A 19,006-nucleotide genomic window follows, 5' to 3' on the forward strand; every position below is an offset into this window, starting at 1 on the left:
AAATGGATCAAAATTATAGAAGGGCTGACAAGAAACCCCGGAAGAAAACTTCTTCGGGGAACAGCGGTAAAAAGTCGAGAGCCTCACTAATTAAAAAAATACTCATGTGGATAGTTCTCGTCGGGCTTGTCTTTTTGGTACTGGGTTCTTTTCTGTTTGCATTTTATGCATCAAGAGCTCCTGCATTCAGTGAAGAAAAGCTTAAGGATCCCGTGCCTGCAAATATTTATGACCAGAATGATGAACTGGTTACCACGTTGTATCAGGGTCAGAAGCGCGAGTTCGTGGACATTGAAGATGTGCCGGAACCAATGACCGATGCCGTCCTGGCCATAGAGGATAACAGGTTTTATGAGCATGGCGGGATGGACTTCATAAGGCTCGGCGGTGCAGTGCTCAGCAATATCACCGACGGTTTTGGCAGCGAGGGCGCAAGTACGATTACCCAGCAGGTGGTCAAACGGGTGTTTCTGACGGAAGAACAGACGCTCGAGAGAAAAGCACAGGAAGCCTATCTCGCCTATCGCCTGGAACAGGAATATTCAAAAGATGAAATATTTGAAATGTACCTTAACAAAATTTATTACTCAGATGGGATATATGGAGTGAAAACCGCCAGTCAGTATTATTTTGATAAAGAACTCTCTGAGTTGAATCTGGCCGAATCTGCATATCTGGCAGGGTTGCCGCAGCTGCCAAACAGATATAATTTATATGAAGATGCAGAAACCGGTACCCAGCGTACACATACAGTGCTCAACATGATGCTTGAGCACGACAGGATAACAGAAGAGGAATATAATCAGGCGATTGATACGGACATCACTGCAAACCTGGTCGACCGTACAGCGGAAGAACGGGCTTCGAATGAATCGGAAGATCCGGAATTTGCATCCTACATCAACATTGTCAAACAGGAACTCCAGAACCATGAACAGTTCGAAAATATGGACTTGAACGAAGCACTGGCCAGCGGTCTCGATATCTATACAAATATGGATGCGGATGCTCAGCGGAATCTGCAGGCTATGGCTGATGACAGGGAATATTATTATAACCCGAAATTCCAGAGCGAAGACTTCAATATTGCTTCCACGATCCTGGATACACAAACAGGCAATCTGGCAGCTGTGACCGGGGGCAGAGATTATCAGGAGGTTGTCATGCACAATCATGCATTGCAGCCTAAAAACGCAGGTTCGACAATGAAGCCGTTCCTGGCTTACGGGCCAGCTATTGAAAATATGCAATGGCGGACCGATCAGCCGATACAGGATGAATATGAATATTCCCCTGAGGGCCATGACAACACCATTTACAACTATGATATGGAAGATCACGGCGAGGTCACCATGCGGGATGCATTAAGGCAGAGTTTCAACATTCCTGCAGTAAAGACATTTGAAACGGTCAGCGAAGAAGCCGGCGAAAATGCACCGGAGGAATTTGCGCAGAATGTCGGGCTGGATTACAGCAATAAGAACGATGGTAATTATTCATTGACCTTCAACGATGTACTTGGCGGTTCACAATCTACCTTCACACCGCTCCAGATGGCAGAAGCATATTCTGCCATCGGCAATGGCGGTACTTACAACGAGGCACAGTCCATCCGCTACGTTGAAAATGATGAAGGAGAGACCATCGAGTTTGAAAGTGAATCCAACCAGGCGATGGAGGACTATACAGCATACATGCTGACAGATATGTTAAAAGACACATTTGAACCTTATGGCAGTGCGGACTATATACAGATGGATGGTCTTAATGTCGCTGCCAAGACAGGAACAACCTCTTATAACAGAGAAACCAGAGAAGAATATAATCTGCCGGATAATGCCGCTAAAGATGCCTGGATAGTCGGTTATACCCCTGAATATACTATGAGTGTCTGGACCGGATTCACAGCCACTGAAGAAAATGGGGAGACGTCGTTCGTAGGCGCAGATGAACATATCACACCGCAATGGTTCTTCAGAGACATCATGCAGTCAATCAGTTCTTACAATGGACAGGACTTCCAGCAGCCGGACAGTGTCGTTAATATCAATGGCGGTGAACTGGCCGTGGAAGGTTCGGATGAACTTGACTCTTATGAAGAAGAGCAAGCTTCAATTGCCCGGGAAGAAGAGCAGAGACAGCAGGAACAAGAAGATCAGGCAGAAAGAGAGGCTCAGCAAGAAGAACAGGAAACTGAGGAATCAGACACCGAGGAAGAAACAGAAGAACCGACTGAGGCAGAGACAGCCGAGGAGACGCCGACTGAGGAAGAAACAACCGAGGAACCGACGGAAGAAGAGACAACTGAGGAACCGACTGAGGCAGAAACAACCGAGGAACCGCCGACGGAAGAAGAGACAACTGAGGAACCGACTGAGGCAGAAACAACCGAAGAATCCACCGAAGAGGAAACAACGGAAGCACCGACGGAGGAACCGGCTGAAGAGGAAACAGCCGAAGATGGAGCGGCATAATCTGCGATTCAGTAAGAAAATGGCAGAAATACAAGAAAGACGAACGATTTTCAGTTATTGAATGATAACTTGATCGTTCGTCTTTTTTAATATCATAAAGTTTATTGATTACACACTTTACTTTGGCAGGCAGATTTCAATGTGTTTTTCCGGTTAGTCATCTTCAAGCTTTTGCTTTCTTCTTCATGCGTTTCTGCCCTTCTCTGCAATCATCGAGAAGCGGGCATATCTCACATTTGGGATTTCTGGCCAGACAGTGGTATCTGCCGAAGAAAATTAACTGATGATGGGTCTTACTCCATCTTTCTTTTGGAATTTTCTTCATCAACGTTTGTTCCACTTCCAGCACGGAGTCCTTATAACGTGCGATACCGAGCCGTTTTGATACTCTTTCAACGTGGGTGTCCACTGCGATTCTGGGCATGCCAAACGCTACTGAGAGTACGACATTTGCCGTCTTCCTGCCGACACCTGCCAAACTGATGAGATCGTCGTAATTACCGGGGATACGGCCATCGTAACGATCGATCAGATCACGGCACAGCTTCTGTATATTTTTAGCCTTATTTCGATACAGACCAATCGAGCGTATATCATTTTCCAGTTCATTTATCTCCACTTTAAGATAGTCTTCTGGTGTTTTATACTTTTTAAACAGATCTTTTGTCACCCTGTTCACCAGATTGTCCGTACATTGAGCTGACAACAGCACAGCAATTGTCAGCTCGAATGAATTCTCATGCGCGAGTTCTGCTTTGGCATCAGGAAACATCTGATCGATCTTATCGATCATTTCAACGGTTTTTTTGCCACTAATCAAATACGTCCTCTCCTTCCAGCCATGAGCGTACAGGCATGCTTGACCTTTTTTGTGTATTATCTTTTTTATTATCGGTACTGTTTAAAATCCGTTCGACATACTGAAGTGAAGTGACCTGGTTTTGATAAGCAATATCCACTGCTTCTTTAATTGCTTCAGGTGAGTGATTGGAATCTTCCAGCCAGCTATTTATACGCTGGAACTCATTTGGACTGATGACTCGTCCGTAAAGGCCTTCAACATATTCGAATAATTCCTTGATGGCCGCTGTGTTTTTTTGATTGGCTTCCCTCTCCCCAAAAAGCTTTTCCAGCTTGTTATAAAGGGGGGCAAGCGTGTAATGTTCCACGTATTTACCTTCTTCTTTCACTGTCTGCACTTCAATCAGACCGTTCTCCATCAATTTTTGGATAATACCGGAGATATCATTTTCTTTCATTGTGGTGCCTTCAGACAAAGTTTTGAAATCGGGCAGGGATTTCGACGCTGTATTCATATCAATCAATCGGATAATGACAACAAGGGATTGTTCATCAATACCCAATTCACTGTACCTGTCGATCAGGATTTTATTGACGGGTATGTTGATGTAGTGCAGATAATTTTCAATCATTCATATTCTCCTTATGAAAAATATCGCCCTCAGGCGATATTTTACTACGGGTACAGTCGGTTCAACAGACGCGGGAAGGGTGCTGTCTCCCTGACATGCTGAACACCGCTCAGCCATGCAACCGTCCGCTCCAGACCCAGACCGAAACCTGAATGGGGTACGCTGCCGTACCTGCGCAGATCCAGATACCATTCATAAGCGTCGATATCCAGTCCGCTGTCTATTATTTTTTGTTTCAGTTTATGAAAGTCATGTATACGTTCACTGCCGCCGATAACCTCGCCATACCCTTCGGGTGCGATCAGGTCGGCACAGAGCACTGTTCTTGGGTCATCAGGGTTTTCTTCCATGTAAAATGATTTGATCTCTTTTGGATAGTTGACAATGAAGACAGGCTGATCAAAATGAGTTGCAATTTCTGTTTCGTGGGGCGCCCCGAAATCTTCCCCCCACTCGATGTCATCAAATCCTTTCTCTTTCAAGAGTTCGATTGCCTCTGTATACGTAATACGAGGGAATGGCGCCTTAATCCGCTCTAATACTGAAGTATTCCTGCCGAGCGCCTCCAAATCCAGCCGGCAGCTGGTGATTACATTCTGAACAAGGTACTCTACGTACTGTTCTTGTACCTGCAGGCTGTCTTCATGATTATAGAAAGCCATCTCAGGCTCTATCATCCAAAATTCAATCAGATGCCTTCTGGTTTTTGATTTTTCCGCCCGAAATGTCGGACCAAAAGTAAACACTTTGCCATGGGCCATTGCCGCTGCTTCCGCATACAGCTGCCCGCTTTGTGACAGAAAAGCATCTTCCTCAAAGTATTTGGTATGGAATAGCTCCGTCGTACCTTCGGGTGCACTGCTTGTTAAAATTGGAGGATCAATTTTCTTATATCCATTGTCGAAGAAAAAGTCATAGGTACTTTTAATGATTTGGTTTCTGATATTCATAACAGCATGCTGTTTTCTGGATCGCAGCCATAGATGACGGTAGTCCAGAAGGAATTCAGGGCCATGTTCTTTGGGTGTGATTGGATAGCCTTCCGCAGCATGGATGATTTCGATATTGGAAATTTCCATCTCATATCCAAAGGAGGAACGGTCATCCGCTTTAATCAGCCCTGTCACATACATCGATGTTTCCTGATTCAAGCCCTTTGCTTTTTCAAACAATGTTTCATCTGATGCTTTCACAACAATACCCTGCATGAAACCTGTGCCGTCTCTCAATTGCAGAAACTGTATTTTTCCGCTGCCCCGTTTCTGCAGGAGCCAGCAGCCGATGGTGACTTCTTCTCCTGCGTATTGAGGTGCCTGGTTAATTGAAATCTTCATGTTAAGCTCCTTCTGTTCTACTGAGTACAAATTGTTTTATACGTTCCAATGCTTCTGTCATCTCTTCTATGCTTAATGAGTAGCTCAGTCTGATATTATCCGGTGAACCAAACCCTGAGCCCGGTACAACTGCGACGTATACTTCTTCCAGTACAGCGGCCGCAAATTCATCCACAGTCTCAAAACCGCATTTTTCTGAGCATGTTCTGAAATTCGGGAATAGATAAAAAGCGCCCTGGGGTTTGATGCATTCGATATACGGAATTTCCATCAGTTTATCATAAGCTGCATCCCTTCTCTCATGGAATGTCCGATTGTATGATTTTAAAAATGATTCATCCATCTGGTAAGCAGCTACCGCTGCCCACTGGGAAGGGGTGGCCGGATTTGAAGTGGAGTGGCTGCTCAGATCACTCATTGCTTTTATCACTTCTCTGTTGCCGCAGCAGTAACCGATTCTCCATCCGGTCATTGCATGGGATTTACTCACACCATTGACAACCAATGTATTTTCTTTCATCTGTTCGCTGAATGATGCAATGGAAATATGTTCACCCTCATATACAAGCGTTTCATAAATTTCGTCGGCGACAACGACAATGTCTTTTTCAAGGAGGTATTCAGCGAGCATTTCCAGCTCCTCTTTTGTGTAAATCATGCCGGTCGGGTTGCTTGGAGAATTGAGCAGGAGCATTTTGGTTTTGCCTGTGATGTACTGATCTACAATTTCGGGGGTCACTTTAAAGGAAGTGGACTCATCTGTCTCCATAATGACAGGGCTGCCTTCGGCAAGTTTTATCTGCTCTGTATAGCTGACCCAGTACGGAGCGGGCACAAGAACTTCGTCCCCCTTATCCAGAGTTGCCTGGAACAGGTTATACAATACATGTTTTGCGCCTGTACCAACAAATATTTCGGAGGGGTCATACAGAAGGCTGTGGTCACGGTCCATTTTGGAGATGATCTCATTTTTAAGTTCAGGGATGCCGGCTGCCGCAGTGTATTTCGTCTTACCTTCTTTTAGAGCCGAATGCGCTTTTTCAATGATTTCGTCGGGTGTAGTGAAATCAGGTTCTCCGGCACCAAGGCCAATGACATCCAGGCCTTCGGCTTTAAGCTCTCTCGATTTTGCTGTTATTGCCAAAGTCTGGCTGGGAGTGACATTTCTGATTCTCTCTGATATTTGCATAGCTCTGCTCCTTTTAAATATGATATACAGTCATTATAAATCACGGAGGAGACCTTTGAAAGTATCTCTCGTCCCATGTATGATGTTTTCATTTGGAAAATACTTTAAAAAAGCCTTTTTGTAATTCCTTGTCAATATCCTGTTATCGAAAAGAAGGATAATCCCTTTATCTTCAGGATTTCTTCTGATTCTGCCTGCAATCTGTCTGAAAGCGAATACTGCCTCAGGGAGATCCTGTTTATAAAAGTTTCTGAATCCCTGTTCTTTGGGAACCGGAAAAGGCAGCTTTGTCAGCATTAGACATTTGGCACTGCCGCTTTCTATATTTATACCTTCGTTAAATCCTGAAGTTCCGAGCAGCAGGCATTTATCAAGCTGGTTAAACTGAGTGAGCAGTTTCTCCGAAGATGTGCTTCTGGACTGTTTCAAGATGACATACTCCTCAAACATTTGGAGTTCTCCAGTATAATCGGACACTTTATCGAGCAGATCATAATTGGAGAACAATACCATCAGTTTGCTGTCTGTTTCAGTCAGGTACATTGCGATATACTCCACAATGGCTTCAATGTACTGTTCGTCACCTGTATCATAATCCGGTATGTCTTCCGGGATAAAAAGGCTGGTTTTGTCAAATAGATTGTCCTGACTGATTACCTGGGTGTCATATGGATGATCGCCGAACCAGAAATCCAGATGTTTGAAGCTGCCGCCGACTTCGAGTGTGCCTGACAGCAACACAGAGGATGAAATCTTGTCAATCACTGATGCAATTGGTTCTTTAAAATGATCATGAACATATACTGTCATCTTTTGAAAGTTATTATTCGCAGCAATGGTGAAATCATCATTTTCCATCCCCTGCTTTATAGCTTTTAAAAGTTCCTGGTAATAATGGATATGGTTGTATAATATCTGATAATTTTTCGTCCCTCTGATTGTACCAAGAAAAGTAGAAGTATGTTTGATTCCATTATTCAAATGGCTGATTGCTTCATCAAACCGGCCTGCTGAAATTGAACTGAACAGAAGATCGATGTTCTGATTCAGATGTGACAGCAGATCCTCGAGCAGATAAATATGAGATTCATTGTTGTGGTTAATATACAAAGATAAAAGGCGGTCCTGGCTGCTCAAGCCCACCTGTCCGATAAAGAATTTCATCGCCTGATAATTATATGATGTCTGCACCCTTTCAACAAGCGCATTTTTCAGCTGATGAGCTTCATCGACCAGCACCGCATCGAAATCGGGAATATATTCAAGACAGTCCATGAGGAAATAATGGTTGGTAATAATGATCATTGAATCATTCGCATCAGCCATCATTTTTTCAAAGAAAGGGTGGGAACCACTGTGCCCGGATTGTATTTCCACTGTTTTATAATAAGCTTGTTCAGGCCCCCTCAAATGGATTTCAGCGAGATCGCCGGTATCAGTATCAAGCAGCCATACGAGCAGTTTCATCTTAAGATATATGATTTCTTTATTATCATCATCGAAGGAAAGGAGCAGTTCCAGGGCGTCAAGGCTGATATAGTTTTTGCGTCCTTTCAGGCTGACAGCATTTATATTGAATCCCGCGGCTTTTTGAACGGTATCAAAATCATGAGAGATAATCTGGTTCTGTAAAATTTTTCTGCTCGTAGACAGGAGAATGTTTTTGCCGTACATAGAATGATAACTGATTGCAGCAATCAGGAACGATACGGTCTTGCCCAGCCCTGTGTATGCTTCGACAGCCATATGTCTGCCTTCCTCAAATGCGGTATAGATGTTCAGTGCCAGTCTGAGCTGGTCTTCACGATAATCGTTTCCAGTATAATCAATATACTTCTGATACAGCTCCCTTACATTTATGGGTTCGATCACTTTAGTGTGTGACGCCCTTTTTTTAAGATAAACTGAACCTATCTTCTTGAGATTTTTGGGGACGCTGTCATTCTGATCGGCGATTACTGTAAACAGCAGATCGGAAAGATTGAATTTCAATGGTTTAGAGAGGGTGTAGAGCTGCTTCAGTGTTTCAGTGTTCATACTGGTAATCATATATAAAAGTTTTATCAGCAGTTCTGATGTCGCTCTGGCATCTTCATCAGCCCTGTGTGCATTTGACAGATCCAGTCCAATCGCCCGGGCAACTTCCGATAGTTGGAACCTCTCCAAAGTTGGCATAAATATTTTAGTCAGTTCCACCGTATCGATTTTATATACCGGTTCATACCGAATGTCTGCGTTTTTCAGTGCAGTCTTCAAAAAACCGAAATCAAATTCAACATTATGTGCTGTGAAAATGCATCCCTGAAGCATAGCTGCCACTTCTTCTGCTACGTCATTAAATTTTGGCGCACCTTTTAACATATTGGGTTCGATGCCGGTCAGCTCTCTGATAAACGGGCTCAAGTTTGTATCATCAGAGAGAAAGGTGCTGTATTGATCCACTATCTGCATATCTTCAACAAAGACAATGCTCAGCTGGATGATGCTGTCTCTATTTTTATTGTTGCCGGTTGTTTCCAAATCAACAACGGCAAATTTCCCTCTGTACATCTGATCACCGGTTTCTATTATAATTCGATATCCGCACTGATTATCTTTTTTATATTTCCTTCATTGTCAAGCACTTCAAGAAAGCCATCTTCTGTTATATCCAACGCTACAGCCTTATAATGGTTATAAATCTCACTGATGCTTATTTCCCGGTTGAATATGATCGATTTTCGCATCCATTCTCCCCGGATTGAAGAGAATGGTTCATTTAAGAATTTAACATAATACTTTTCTATATTGTTAAAAAAGTATTCCAAAAATATATCAGTATCAAGTGACTGTCCTTCGGTCATTTCTTCTTCAACAGAGGTGGCCGATTCTACGTTTGAGAGTGCATCATTTTTAAACAGGTTGATCCCCACGCCGCATACTATGGCATTGATGATATTCGCTTCACTCACGACTTCAGTAAGGAAACCGCATACTTTCCTATTGTCTATATATATATCATTCGGCCACTTTATTCCACTCCTGAGTCCAAATGCTTCATCCAGCGTGTTTGAAATGGCCATGGAGATGAAAAGATTGAAACGTATAATCTCAGAGATCGAAATACTTGGGCGAAATACCATGGATACATAAAGTCCGCTTTTCTTTGGCGATTCAAACTGACGGTCAAATCGTCCTCTGCCTTTCGTCTGCTCCTCAGCAATAACTAAATACGTGTTGTCATTTTCCTCCAGGATACGGAAGGCATCTTTCTGTGTGGACTCCGTGGATGTGAAATATTCCATGCCTTCAAAAACTTCGGAGCGGGTAACGAGGGAAGAAAGCTTTGTCGGGCTGAGTACAGAAGGCTTCCGTCTCAGTTGATATCCCTTATTGGTCACAGATTCAATCTCATAACCTTCCTGTTTCAAGATCTGGATAGATTTCCAGACTGCCGTTCTGGAAACATTCAGTCCCCTTGCAATTTTCTCTCCGGATATAAAATTACCGTCCTCAATTAACTTTAATATTTCCTGTTTCAATTTCGACATTCGCGTCAATCCATTTCACTATTTTATCATAATCATTTTCAAGTCGATTATACAATATTTCTTCTTCCAGTATGCCCAATAACTCTTTGATCCAGATACCGCCCTCTTGGTTGAAGTATTTCATCAGCTGCCTGCCGTTGATATTTATATCTGTTGTTTTCTTTATGGGCAGTTTCTGGCTTTGTTCAAGGGAGTCGATGAGCAGTTGGATTTTACAGTCCCGGTCGTCGGCCTTGCTTCCGTTAATTTCAATGAGTGTCTTAACCGTACTGATCACCTCTGGTGAGTACAGATAGGACAATTTAATCGCATCCCTTTCCTGGTTCAGCTCATTTAATAAAGCTGTCATATTTTTTATCATGGATTTTTCCTCATTGGAAATTTTCAATTCAGACAGTTTTTCTTCAATGTCAGGGTGATGGTAAATTTGGATCGCTGCTTCACCTGAGAGGGAATGAGCGATGACATTCAGAAAGTCATTGTCGGATATTTCGCATAAAAATGGCATTTCCTTTTTTACGCCTGTTGAAACCAGCATGTGCTTTACATGTAAAATGTTGTCACGGCCATAGATCTTTCTGAGTTCCACAAGCTTTCTCTCGACAGCAACATGTTTCAGGTGGGGGCTTTTTCTCGTCATTGCAGCTACTGTATCCATGGCAATACTGAAATCCAGTTGAGCCATGAATCGCACAGCCCTGAGTATTCTCAGGGCATCTTCATCGAAGCGTTCGTCAGGATTCCCAACAGTTCTTAACAACCTGTTATCAAGATCTTCCCGGCCTGAAAATGGGTCGGTCAACTGATAATCTTCATTCATTGCCATTGCATTGATTGTAAAATCCCTGCGTTTGAGATCACCGGTTAATTCGTTGGTAAACGTTACAGAGTCCGGTCTGCGATGGTCGCTGTAATCGGACTCTACACGGAAAGTTGTCACTTCACACGGACTGTCATCCATCACTACGATGATGGTCCCATGTTCTTTGCCGACATCTATTGTTTTTTCGAAAATGGATTCGATATCGGCCGGCAGGGCGTCAGTTGTGATATCAATGTCATTGACCGTTCTTTTAAGAATCACATCTCTGACACATCCGCCGACGAAGTAACCCTGAAAGCCGTGGCCATTTAAAATTTTTATAATTTTTTTCCCTGTCTCAAACAATTCATTCATATGAAATGTCTCCTGTCAGACTTTTATAAAGAGACTCGTATTCACGGACAATGACATCCGAATGAAATCTGTCATAGATATTCTGCAGCATTCCATTCTGCATTTCCTTGTATAGTTCATCATCCGTCAAGAGTGCTATGGCACGGATTGCAGCTGATTCGTAATCACCTGTCTGGACAATATATCCTGTTTCACCGTCATTGATCACTTCAGAAATACCGCCGGCACTTGAACCGATAGGCACCGTACCGCAGTGCATTGCTTCAAGCATCGCCAGACCAAAGCTCTCTTTCTGGCTTAGCAGTAAAAATAAATCACTCATCATATAAAATGATTTAACATCATTTTGCTGACCGGCAAAAATGACTGAGGATTCCAGGTCAAGTGACCTTACAAGCAATCTTAAACGGTTAGTTTCCGGACCATCCCCCACAAGCACGAGCACAGAATCGATTTTTTGTTTGATAATGGCGAACGCATAAATAATGTCATCGATGCGTTTGATATTTCTGAAGTTAGATGTATGCATAAGCACTTTAACGTTCTGTGCGAGCCCATACCTGGCTTTCATATCATGTTTTACATTTGCTCTGTTGAATATATTGAATTGTTGCTCTTCAACAAAGTTATATATTGTTTCTATATCTTTATCGGGGCAAATCAGTTCCATTGTCTGCGACTTCAGACCATCGGAAACTGCTGTTACTGCATCCGAACCTTCAATGCCAAAACGTATGGCATTGACAAGGGAAAGATCGTAGCCGAGTACTGTTATATCTGTCCCATGAAGCGTGGTAACTATTTTAACGTCACGTCCGGACATCTGCCGGGCTAAAATTCCACAGATCGCATGCGGCACTGCATAATGCATGTGAATCACTTCCAGCTCATGTTCAAGGATGACTTCCGAAATTTTACTGGCAAGTGTGATGTCATAAGGCGGGTATTTGAACACGCTGTAGTCGTTTATATCAGTTTGATGAATATGGATGCTGGGGTGACTGATATTCAAACGAAAGGGAACATTGGATGTTATAAAATGGACTTCATGTCCCCGTTCAGCCATCTTAATGCCTAATTCGGTTGCAATAACCCCGCTGCCTCCAACAGTAGGATAGCATGTTATTCCTATTTTCATATTATCACTCTCGGTTCTTATTACTTAAGTACTGGATAACCGCCGATGCAGTTCCTTCATTGGTGGCAAGGGGCACATCATAAACATCTGACAATCTCAGAAGCGCCGTTACATCGGGTTCATGAGGTTGTGCTGTCAATGGATCCCTGAAAAATATTATCGTATCGATGGCTTCGTTTGCGACCATTGCACCGATTTCCTGGTCTCCGCCTAGAGGACCGGATTTGCAGCGATGGACAGCAAGCCCCGAATGTTCAATAATTCTTTGTCCGGTTGTGCCGGTGGCAAACAATTCGTGTTTCTTAAAGAAGTCCAGGTGTGTGTATATAAAATTCAGCAGATCATCTTTTTTCTTGTCATGTGCAATTAGTGCGATTTTCATATTTATCATCCAATCCTGAATATCTTACCTCGATTATAGAGAAATTCATTAAGGAAGTGAACTTAATCCTGCTAAATTGTTATATTCTTTCATCATTTATAATTGTTTCAACATTTTCAGGCAGTTTCTGAATTATTTCTTTCACAATCTCCGGGCGCATTTCAATTGTTTTGATTTCATTCATAGGAATCCAGGTGAAACTTTCTTTCCTGCCTCCCCCGATGTCATTTTTTTGAATAATATCTTTCCGCCCTTTTTCTTCCATTAGATAATAGAATGTAATCTCATGGAAATCATATTGAGTGTCGTTGAACTCGTAGTTAAAGAAATTTTCTACAATGGTAAGCAGCCGTTCGACATCATAATTCTCATTTATCATTTCCAAAGTTAGTTTCCGTGCAGCATTCTCGCTGGATTCTCCTAAATTTACAGCACCGGAAAGTGTATAATAATAATCGGACATATTGTTTTTGGCTGTCAGCAGATGGTCATCCTCTATAATAATCATTGCGACCCTGTATCTAAATATATTTTTCCCGGATTTGAATCCTGCATCCATAGAAAGTCCCTCCTTCACATCATTTATAATCATAACAGACACTTTAAAGATAAAAAAAGCCGGATACCCTGTCTGAGGATATCCGGTCTCAAGCACTGACTAATTGCTCCCACGCGCAATCATGATGAACCTTACAAGTTCAGCGACCGCAACTGCAGTTGCTGCCACATATGTCATAGCCGCTGCATTAAGCACTTTTTTAGCGTGTCGATATTCTTTCTCGTTGACAATATTCAGTGATTCTATCTGTTTCATTGCCCGTTTGGATGCGTCAAATTCAACGGGCAGTGTAACCACTTGGAATAGCACTGCAAATGCCATCAGAGCAATACCGCCCCACAGCATCATACTGCCAAATGTGCCTCCGACCCCTTGAGCATAGGTGACAAACATACCTGCTATAATCAGGAAATAGGAAAGATTGCTGCCCAGCTGGGCAAGGGGAAACAACGCAGATCTGAAGTTCAGGAATGCGTATCCTGTCGCATGCTGAATGGCGTGGCCCACTTCGTGTGCTGCCACTGCTGTACCGGCAATACTTGGTGTATCATAGTTGTCTGGTGACAGCGCGATTTTCTTATTCTTCGGATCGTAATGGTCACTTAAGAATCCCTCTCCTCTGACGACTTCAACATCGTAGATTCCATTGTTTCTTAAAATTTCCTCAGCAACTTCCCGACCTGTCAGACCACTTGTTGACCGTACTTTGGAGTACTTATTAAAAGTGGATTTGACGTTCATCTGGGCGAGCATTGGAACAACCATCAGAATTATAAAATAGATGATAATACCCACGTTTATGTCAACCTCCATAAATTTTCATAATCTTATTTTACTTGAATGCTGGTTTGATAGTCAACTGGAACGTCTTGGCACAAGCTGATACAGCAACACCAGAACGAAAACTGTCAGCCAGAACGAAAAATAACCAATGTGGTCCGCATACTGCGATAATTGTCCATATGTCGGATACTGACCGTAGACATAATCGATCACATCATTATGGAACAGCCATACGGCTGTAACCAGAAAATGACTCATTCTGATTTCCAGATGGGGGAGAAACATGAATGCCTGAAGGGCCATTGCACCATGAGAAGCGATAAGCATCAAAGAAACCCAGGAGATAAAACCGGTTTCAGCAATGGTCAGCAGATTCATAATCACCGCCCATCCACCATATTTTATCAAAGTGGTAAATACAAGCGCATCAATGAGGCCCCATTTACGCCCGGCGAGTATAAGGATGATTAGAATGGATAAAAATAATGTTGCTGTCGGACTGTCCGGTACGAATGGGATGAACTGCCAGGGGGTTTCGGACAGCTGTCCGCGGTACCACCAGTACCCATAGATCGTACCGGCACCGTTACATATTAAAAGAAATATTAAAAAATATCTGTTATACATCAGGTCAATAAGTTTTGACATAAATAGATCTCCTATTAAAAAAAACCCTATTGCTAGGGTTTTATTCTCCTTCATCCCCGGTATTCTGGGCATCATCCCTGGGGACTTCTTCAAGATTTGCTACATATTCAGAAATTGCTTGTATTTGGTCTTCTGTCAACTGACCTTCAAATGCGGGCATCTCCCCTGAACCATTCGTTACGAATGAGTTAACTGCCTCCTCCGAAAGCTCGGCTGTCACCAGGTTCGGTCCGGAACCGCCGGTGAGTTCACCGCCGTGACAGCTTGTACAGTTGGTTCGGATCAGATCATCAAATACCGGATCTTCAGTATCCAGGTTTGAGAAGACAATCTGCCCCTGAGCATCCTGAGTTTCCCAATCGTGATAAGCGACAGACTCCCACGTCGTATAGAAAATCAGGCCGCATGCAAGCAGCATTGTTGCTGCTGCCACAGGGCGTTTTTTCCAGTGACGTTCCTTATTGTTATCAAGCCATGGTGCCAGCAGCAATGCGCCGACAGCAATACCCGGAATGACGACTGCCCCAATTACATTGAAGGGGCCGGATGCATAAGTATACTTAAGTATCTGATAGAGGAACAGGAAATACCAGTCTGGCAATGGTATATAACCTGTGTCTGTCGGATCGGCTACACGTTCGAGCGGAGCCGGATGTGCAACCGTCAGGCAGAGAAAACCGATGAGGAAAACTGCACCGGTGATCCATTCCTTGAGAAGGAAATCAGGATAAAACTCTTCTGTGCGTCCGGGAAATTCCGAATAGTCACGGTTAAGTTTTGGTTTGTCATATTTTTTAATTCGTGAGTCGCCGACAAAGGTCAGCCCTTTTCCACGCTCCATATCAATTTACCTCCCTTGTGATTCCTATAGTGGACCAGCAATCCCTTGTCTGCGTATCATGATGAAATGTACTGCCATTAGTACAAACAGAGCAGCTGGCAAGAAGAACACGTGGATGGCGAAGAAACGTGCCAGGGTCTGGGCACCGATGATTTCCTCATCGCCGGCCAGCAGTGTTTGAATCCAGTCACCGATAAACGGCACACTCGCTGCAATATCCAATCCTACCCTGGTGGCAAACAGGGCTTTCATATCCCAAGGCAGCAGATAGCCTGTAAATGCCAGCCCAAGTATTACAAGGAATAATAGGACGCCGACAACCCAGTTAAGCTCACGCGGTGCTTTATATGCCCCGGTGAAGAAGACCCTTAGTGTATGTAGGAATATCATGACGACGACCAGACTTGCACCCCAATGGTGCATACCTCTTACAATTACCCCTGCTGCAACTTCGTTCTGCAGATAGTAGACTGACTCCCAGGCGTTAACAATATCAGGCACATAATACATTGTCAGAAACATACCCGAGATTATCTGAATTACTACAATAAAAAAAGTCAATCCTCCGAAACAGTAGACGAAAGCTGAAAAGTGATAGGCAGGGTTAACATGCTCCGGCACTTCGTGATCAGCAACATCTCTCCATATCGGAGTGATATCCATTCGATCATCTATCCAATCATAGATTCTATTAAGCACTGGTTTCCCTCCTATACAAGTTCATTTGGAAATATTTGCCCAATTGTGAGATATCCATCGGACACACCGACTTCATACTGATCAAGCGGTCCTGTTGGCGGAGTTCCCGGGACATTATTCCCATTTTTTTCATAAAGCCCGTTATGACATGGACAATAGAAACGTTCTGGATTGGCATCATCAGTTGCCCATGAAACTGTACAGCCCAGATGCTTGCATACAGGTGATAAAGCAATAATTTCATCGCCGTCCCTATAGACCCAGGCAAAATCTGTGACTTCACTCTCATACCAGCCATCCTGCTGAATGAACGAAAAGTCCACCTGTGTAGGTTCCTCTGTAATATCATCAGCTGAGATGCTTGTTTGGATCATGGAACCTTCAGCGTCGGACTGAAAAAGCGGATCGACAGCAAATCTGCCCATCGGCAATACCATACCTGCCACCATGAAAGACCCAACTCCCATCAGGGAATAGTTTAGGAACTGGCGTCTTGTTACTTTTTGCGACATTCATCTTTCCCCCCTCAAAACGCACGTTCTTTTACATGAAAATAATACTAGGACAGTTCAATTTTAGCCTATTACCATAGGGCGGTCAATAAGCATTATAAACTTTTGATGTCGGCGTTCTGCCTAATTGTGTAATAATACTTTTATTTATTCCAGATTGAAATGACAGACTTCATCACAGTTTTTACTTCATCGTTGATCATTTCAATTTTCATCTCATTACTCATATTTTCAAGTGGTATTTCATTAAGTTTTATGCGATGGGCATCATCTATTTCTGCTTTCAGATGGGTCAGGACTACGATATTTTTAAATCCATATGTGCGAAGCTGTTTGACATATGAAGCTAGCACACTGATATTTTCATCGACGGTAGTCATCATGGGTGTGATGAGCAGACGCCCCTTAAACTGCTTTTCAAGCTGTATGGATACAAGGTGGAGCATTTCGATGTTGCTGGAATTTAACGGAGCGTGCACAGTCATGTCTGAACTGGCAAATGGGATCACAGCTGTATCGACAAATTCAATCTCATCTTTCAATATTTTCAGATCATTTTGGTTGTAAAGCATGGATTCACCTGCAATTAAATTATTCGCTTTAAAATTTCAGTCAGTTTCAGGAATTCGTGTTCATCCTGTGCGTCTAAGGCATGATCTATCTGTTTCTCCAGTGTATCTTTTTTGATTGCATGCAGGTCTTTATCCAAATCTGATTCAATCGCTTTAACATGCTCGTACTTACTGTCTTCATCTGTTAGATTAAATTCTAGATGAAGCAATGCCTCCTGGTTCATGTTCAGTTCATGAAATATCACTTCCCCATCCGCTGTGACAGTATTATTTTTTTCCAGGACCAGTGTCGGCCGGCTGGTTCCTGTCACTGAAATGCGAAGTTTTCTTGTTATATTTTCATCTGAGGTAAAAGTAATGTTTTTAGAAATCACCGGATGTGATTTCAGGAAATTCAAGATCCAGACGGCAATGCGGTCTTCGAATTCATAGTTAAAAAGAATATAATCTATGAATTCTTTCCTATAACTGATCTTCCTCATTTTCCAATCGCTCCCTTTCAAATTGCCACTCGATATTATTTGGATCCAGCTGAATCAGCTTATCCAATACCGGAGATTTTTGGGAATGGCCGATTTCAGTCAGGTACTTATAATAATCAGTATAGAATTCAAGTGACTCTCCGATCAATTTTTCCGCGTCCTGATAAAATTTAAGCGCATTATCATCATTTTCATTTTCCTGTTCGATTTTAGCAAGCAGGTACAATGATTCGCCTGATAGTGCATGGGTGTCAAGGTTTGGATAAAGCTCTGCAATTTCATCTGTCCGTTCAGTTTGAAGCAATGTTTCAAAAAGCATCAGGTATGCATCGTCGTAATCCTGATCCAGTGAAATTGATTTTTTGAAAGCCTCAATCGCTTTGTCTGAATTCTTAGATCTGAAATTCAGTCTCCCGATATGGAAAAAGATCAGCGGATTCGTATCGTCCTCAGCCAGATAATTTTCAAGTGTGGATATTGCAGCATCCAGTTCGTGTTCTGTTTCATGAACATTCATCAGAAGAATATAAGCATTGATATAATATGGTTCATTTTCAATCACTTTATCCAGAAGATTTTTAGCTGATTCATATGATTCCAGCTGATACTCGACAAGTGCTTTCCTGTAAAAGTCATCGTTTGAATATTGTTTTTCATCCACTTTCTCGAAATATGCTCTGGATTCCTCAAGTTCAATCTGGTTCATGTATAATTCAGCCAGGCGCAAGTTAAGGTTTACACCGTTGAGATCTTCAAAATTCTGATCGATCAGTGGTCTGTAGTATCTCAATGCTGATTCAAAATCACCATCCTGGTAATAAATCTCAGCCAGGGCAAAATCAAGGACAGGCTCATCCTCTATCTCTTTGGCTTCATTTATGAGCCGGATTGAGACATCATTCATGTTCAGCTGTTGAAAAATTTCAGCTTTCGACATGAGTACAGTCTTGGTTTTCGGAGCCTGGTTGATGAGATTAAGTGCATCATCCAGCTTGCCGTCCGCAATGTAGATATCTGTCATATACGCGATGACTTCATCATCGTGGTCCATTTGATTATATATGTGCATGAAAATGGTTTCAGCTTCTTCCATCGCACCTGCCTGAACGAGGGCATCTCCTAATGTAAACAGAGATTCCATGCTCTCTTCATCTGTTAACTGTCTGATACTGTTCAGCAATTGGTTTAGATCTTCTTCAGGGTATTTACCTGATTTCAGATCGTCGATAACTGAATAGATTTGCTCCTGCATT

The 19,006-nt window shown here is 42.7% G+C and carries 19 protein-coding genes; 1 reads left to right on the plus strand and 18 read right to left on the minus strand.

Annotated elements, in window-relative coordinates:
• Positions 1–2: 2 nt before the first annotated feature.
• Entirely contained in the window at positions 3–2,474 is a 2,472-nt protein-coding gene (locus G343_RS0111615) for a transglycosylase domain-containing protein (protein WP_169336677.1), read from the plus strand.
• Between the two features lie 163 nt (positions 2,475–2,637).
• Here G343_RS0111615 and nth read toward each other — a convergent pair whose 3' ends face one another.
• From nth to G343_RS0111705, 18 genes are all read right to left on the minus strand, one after another.
• Positions 2,638–3,294: an endonuclease III gene (gene nth, locus G343_RS0111620; RefSeq protein WP_020008320.1), complete on the minus strand. Its 657-nt coding sequence runs from the start codon at positions 3,292–3,294 to the stop codon at positions 2,638–2,640.
• Positions 3,287–3,907 carry a DnaD domain-containing protein gene (locus G343_RS0111625; RefSeq protein WP_020008321.1) on the minus strand — a complete coding sequence of 207 codons (621 nt, stop codon included), beginning with the start codon at positions 3,905–3,907 and terminating at the stop codon, positions 3,287–3,289. The genes nth and G343_RS0111625 overlap by 8 nt, the downstream gene beginning before the upstream one ends.
• Before the next feature lie 44 nt (positions 3,908–3,951).
• Positions 3,952–5,241: an asparagine--tRNA ligase gene (gene asnS, locus G343_RS0111630; RefSeq protein WP_020008322.1), complete on the minus strand. Its 1,290-nt coding sequence runs from the start codon at positions 5,239–5,241 to the stop codon at positions 3,952–3,954.
• A 1-nt stretch (position 5,242) separates the two neighbouring features.
• Entirely contained in the window at positions 5,243–6,430 is a 1,188-nt protein-coding gene (locus G343_RS0111635; protein WP_020008323.1) for a pyridoxal phosphate-dependent aminotransferase, read from the minus strand.
• A gap of 33 nt (positions 6,431–6,463) precedes the next feature.
• Entirely contained in the window at positions 6,464–8,980 is a 2,517-nt protein-coding gene (locus G343_RS0111640) for a helicase C-terminal domain-containing protein (RefSeq protein WP_020008324.1), read from the minus strand.
• Positions 8,981–8,997: 17 nt separating this feature from the next.
• Complete coding sequence (locus G343_RS0111645) at positions 8,998–9,960, minus strand: biotin--[acetyl-CoA-carboxylase] ligase (RefSeq protein WP_020008325.1); 963 nt, start codon at positions 9,958–9,960, stop codon at positions 8,998–9,000.
• Positions 9,923–11,137 (minus strand): CCA tRNA nucleotidyltransferase, encoded by a 1,215-nt coding sequence (locus G343_RS0111650; protein ID WP_020008326.1) that lies wholly within the window; start codon positions 11,135–11,137, stop codon positions 9,923–9,925. The genes G343_RS0111645 and G343_RS0111650 overlap by 38 nt, the downstream gene beginning before the upstream one ends.
• Complete coding sequence (bshA, locus tag G343_RS0111655; protein ID WP_020008327.1) at positions 11,130–12,275, minus strand: N-acetyl-alpha-D-glucosaminyl L-malate synthase BshA; 1,146 nt, start codon at positions 12,273–12,275, stop codon at positions 11,130–11,132. The genes G343_RS0111650 and bshA overlap by 8 nt, the downstream gene beginning before the upstream one ends.
• A gap of 4 nt (positions 12,276–12,279) precedes the next feature.
• On the minus strand, positions 12,280–12,657 hold the full coding sequence (locus G343_RS0111660) for a methylglyoxal synthase (protein WP_020008328.1): 378 nt from the start codon (positions 12,655–12,657) through the stop codon (positions 12,280–12,282).
• Between the two features lie 79 nt (positions 12,658–12,736).
• Positions 12,737–13,216, minus strand: a complete 480-nt coding sequence (locus G343_RS0111665; RefSeq protein WP_020008329.1) for an NUDIX hydrolase — start codon at positions 13,214–13,216, stop codon at positions 12,737–12,739.
• 99 nt (positions 13,217–13,315) lie between these two features.
• The gene (locus G343_RS0111670; protein ID WP_026366383.1) at positions 13,316–14,029 is read right to left on the minus strand and encodes a zinc metallopeptidase; all 714 of its coding nucleotides are present in this window, start codon (positions 14,027–14,029) and stop codon (positions 13,316–13,318) included.
• A gap of 42 nt (positions 14,030–14,071) precedes the next feature.
• Positions 14,072–14,647 carry a DUF1405 domain-containing protein gene (locus G343_RS0111675; RefSeq protein ID WP_020008331.1) on the minus strand — a complete coding sequence of 192 codons (576 nt, stop codon included), beginning with the start codon at positions 14,645–14,647 and terminating at the stop codon, positions 14,072–14,074.
• Between the two features lie 40 nt (positions 14,648–14,687).
• A complete protein-coding gene (locus G343_RS14675; protein ID WP_020008332.1) occupies positions 14,688–15,488 on the minus strand; it encodes a menaquinol-cytochrome c reductase cytochrome b/c subunit in 801 nt (266 codons plus the stop codon).
• A 24-nt stretch (positions 15,489–15,512) separates the two neighbouring features.
• A complete protein-coding gene (gene qcrB / locus G343_RS0111685; protein ID WP_020008333.1) occupies positions 15,513–16,187 on the minus strand; it encodes a menaquinol-cytochrome c reductase cytochrome b subunit in 675 nt (224 codons plus the stop codon).
• An 11-nt stretch (positions 16,188–16,198) separates the two neighbouring features.
• Positions 16,199–16,699: a QcrA and Rieske domain-containing protein gene (locus tag G343_RS0111690; protein ID WP_020008334.1), complete on the minus strand. Its 501-nt coding sequence runs from the start codon at positions 16,697–16,699 to the stop codon at positions 16,199–16,201.
• 143 nt (positions 16,700–16,842) lie between these two features.
• The gene (locus tag G343_RS0111695; RefSeq protein WP_020008335.1) at positions 16,843–17,271 is read right to left on the minus strand and encodes a DUF2487 family protein; all 429 of its coding nucleotides are present in this window, start codon (positions 17,269–17,271) and stop codon (positions 16,843–16,845) included.
• 14 nt (positions 17,272–17,285) lie between these two features.
• A complete protein-coding gene (locus G343_RS0111700; protein ID WP_020008336.1) occupies positions 17,286–17,753 on the minus strand; it encodes a YpiB family protein in 468 nt (155 codons plus the stop codon).
• Complete coding sequence (locus tag G343_RS0111705) at positions 17,734–19,005, minus strand: tetratricopeptide repeat protein (protein ID WP_020008337.1); 1,272 nt, start codon at positions 19,003–19,005, stop codon at positions 17,734–17,736. Before G343_RS0111705 ends, G343_RS0111700 begins: the two co-directional genes overlap by 20 nt.
• Position 19,006: the final 1 nt, after the last annotated feature.

The organism is Salinicoccus albus DSM 19776 (assembly GCF_000385175.1).
Lineage (GTDB): Bacteria > Bacillota > Bacilli > Staphylococcales > Salinicoccaceae > Salinicoccus > Salinicoccus albus.

What these genes read in the sequence shown, in the direction of transcription:
- G343_RS0111615 (WP_169336677.1), top strand. Translation starts at nt 3, where the DNA reads ATGGATCAAAATTATAGAAGGGCTGACAAGAAACCCCGGAAGAAAACT.
- G343_RS0111625 (WP_020008321.1), bottom strand. Translation starts at nt 3,907, where the DNA reads ATGATTGAAAATTATCTGCACTACATCAACATACCCGTCAATAAAATC.
- asnS (WP_020008322.1), bottom strand. Translation starts at nt 5,241, where the DNA reads ATGAAGATTTCAATTAACCAGGCACCTCAATACGCAGGAGAAGAAGTC.
- G343_RS0111635 (WP_020008323.1), bottom strand. Translation starts at nt 6,430, where the DNA reads ATGCAAATATCAGAGAGAATCAGAAATGTCACTCCCAGCCAGACTTTG.
- G343_RS0111640 (WP_020008324.1), bottom strand. Translation starts at nt 8,980, where the DNA reads ATGTACAGAGGGAAATTTGCCGTTGTTGATTTGGAAACAACCGGCAAC.
- G343_RS0111645 (WP_020008325.1), bottom strand. Translation starts at nt 9,960, where the DNA reads ATGTCGAAATTGAAACAGGAAATATTAAAGTTAATTGAGGACGGTAAT.
- G343_RS0111650 (WP_020008326.1), bottom strand. Translation starts at nt 11,137, where the DNA reads ATGAATGAATTGTTTGAGACAGGGAAAAAAATTATAAAAATTTTAAAT.
- bshA (WP_020008327.1), bottom strand. Translation starts at nt 12,275, where the DNA reads ATGAAAATAGGAATAACATGCTATCCTACTGTTGGAGGCAGCGGGGTT.
- G343_RS0111660 (WP_020008328.1), bottom strand. Translation starts at nt 12,657, where the DNA reads ATGAAAATCGCACTAATTGCACATGACAAGAAAAAAGATGATCTGCTG.
- G343_RS0111665 (WP_020008329.1), bottom strand. Translation starts at nt 13,216, where the DNA reads ATGGATGCAGGATTCAAATCCGGGAAAAATATATTTAGATACAGGGTC.
- G343_RS0111670 (WP_026366383.1), bottom strand. Translation starts at nt 14,029, where the DNA reads ATGGAGGTTGACATAAACGTGGGTATTATCATCTATTTTATAATTCTG.
- G343_RS0111675 (WP_020008331.1), bottom strand. Translation starts at nt 14,647, where the DNA reads ATGTCAAAACTTATTGACCTGATGTATAACAGATATTTTTTAATATTT.
- G343_RS14675 (WP_020008332.1), bottom strand. Translation starts at nt 15,488, where the DNA reads ATGGAGCGTGGAAAAGGGCTGACCTTTGTCGGCGACTCACGAATTAAA.
- G343_RS0111690 (WP_020008334.1), bottom strand. Translation starts at nt 16,699, where the DNA reads ATGTCGCAAAAAGTAACAAGACGCCAGTTCCTAAACTATTCCCTGATG.
- G343_RS0111695 (WP_020008335.1), bottom strand. Translation starts at nt 17,271, where the DNA reads ATGCTTTACAACCAAAATGATCTGAAAATATTGAAAGATGAGATTGAA.
- G343_RS0111700 (WP_020008336.1), bottom strand. Translation starts at nt 17,753, where the DNA reads ATGAGGAAGATCAGTTATAGGAAAGAATTCATAGATTATATTCTTTTT.
- G343_RS0111705 (WP_020008337.1), bottom strand. Translation starts at nt 19,005, where the DNA reads ATGCAGGAGCAAATCTATTCAGTTATCGACGATCTGAAATCAGGTAAA.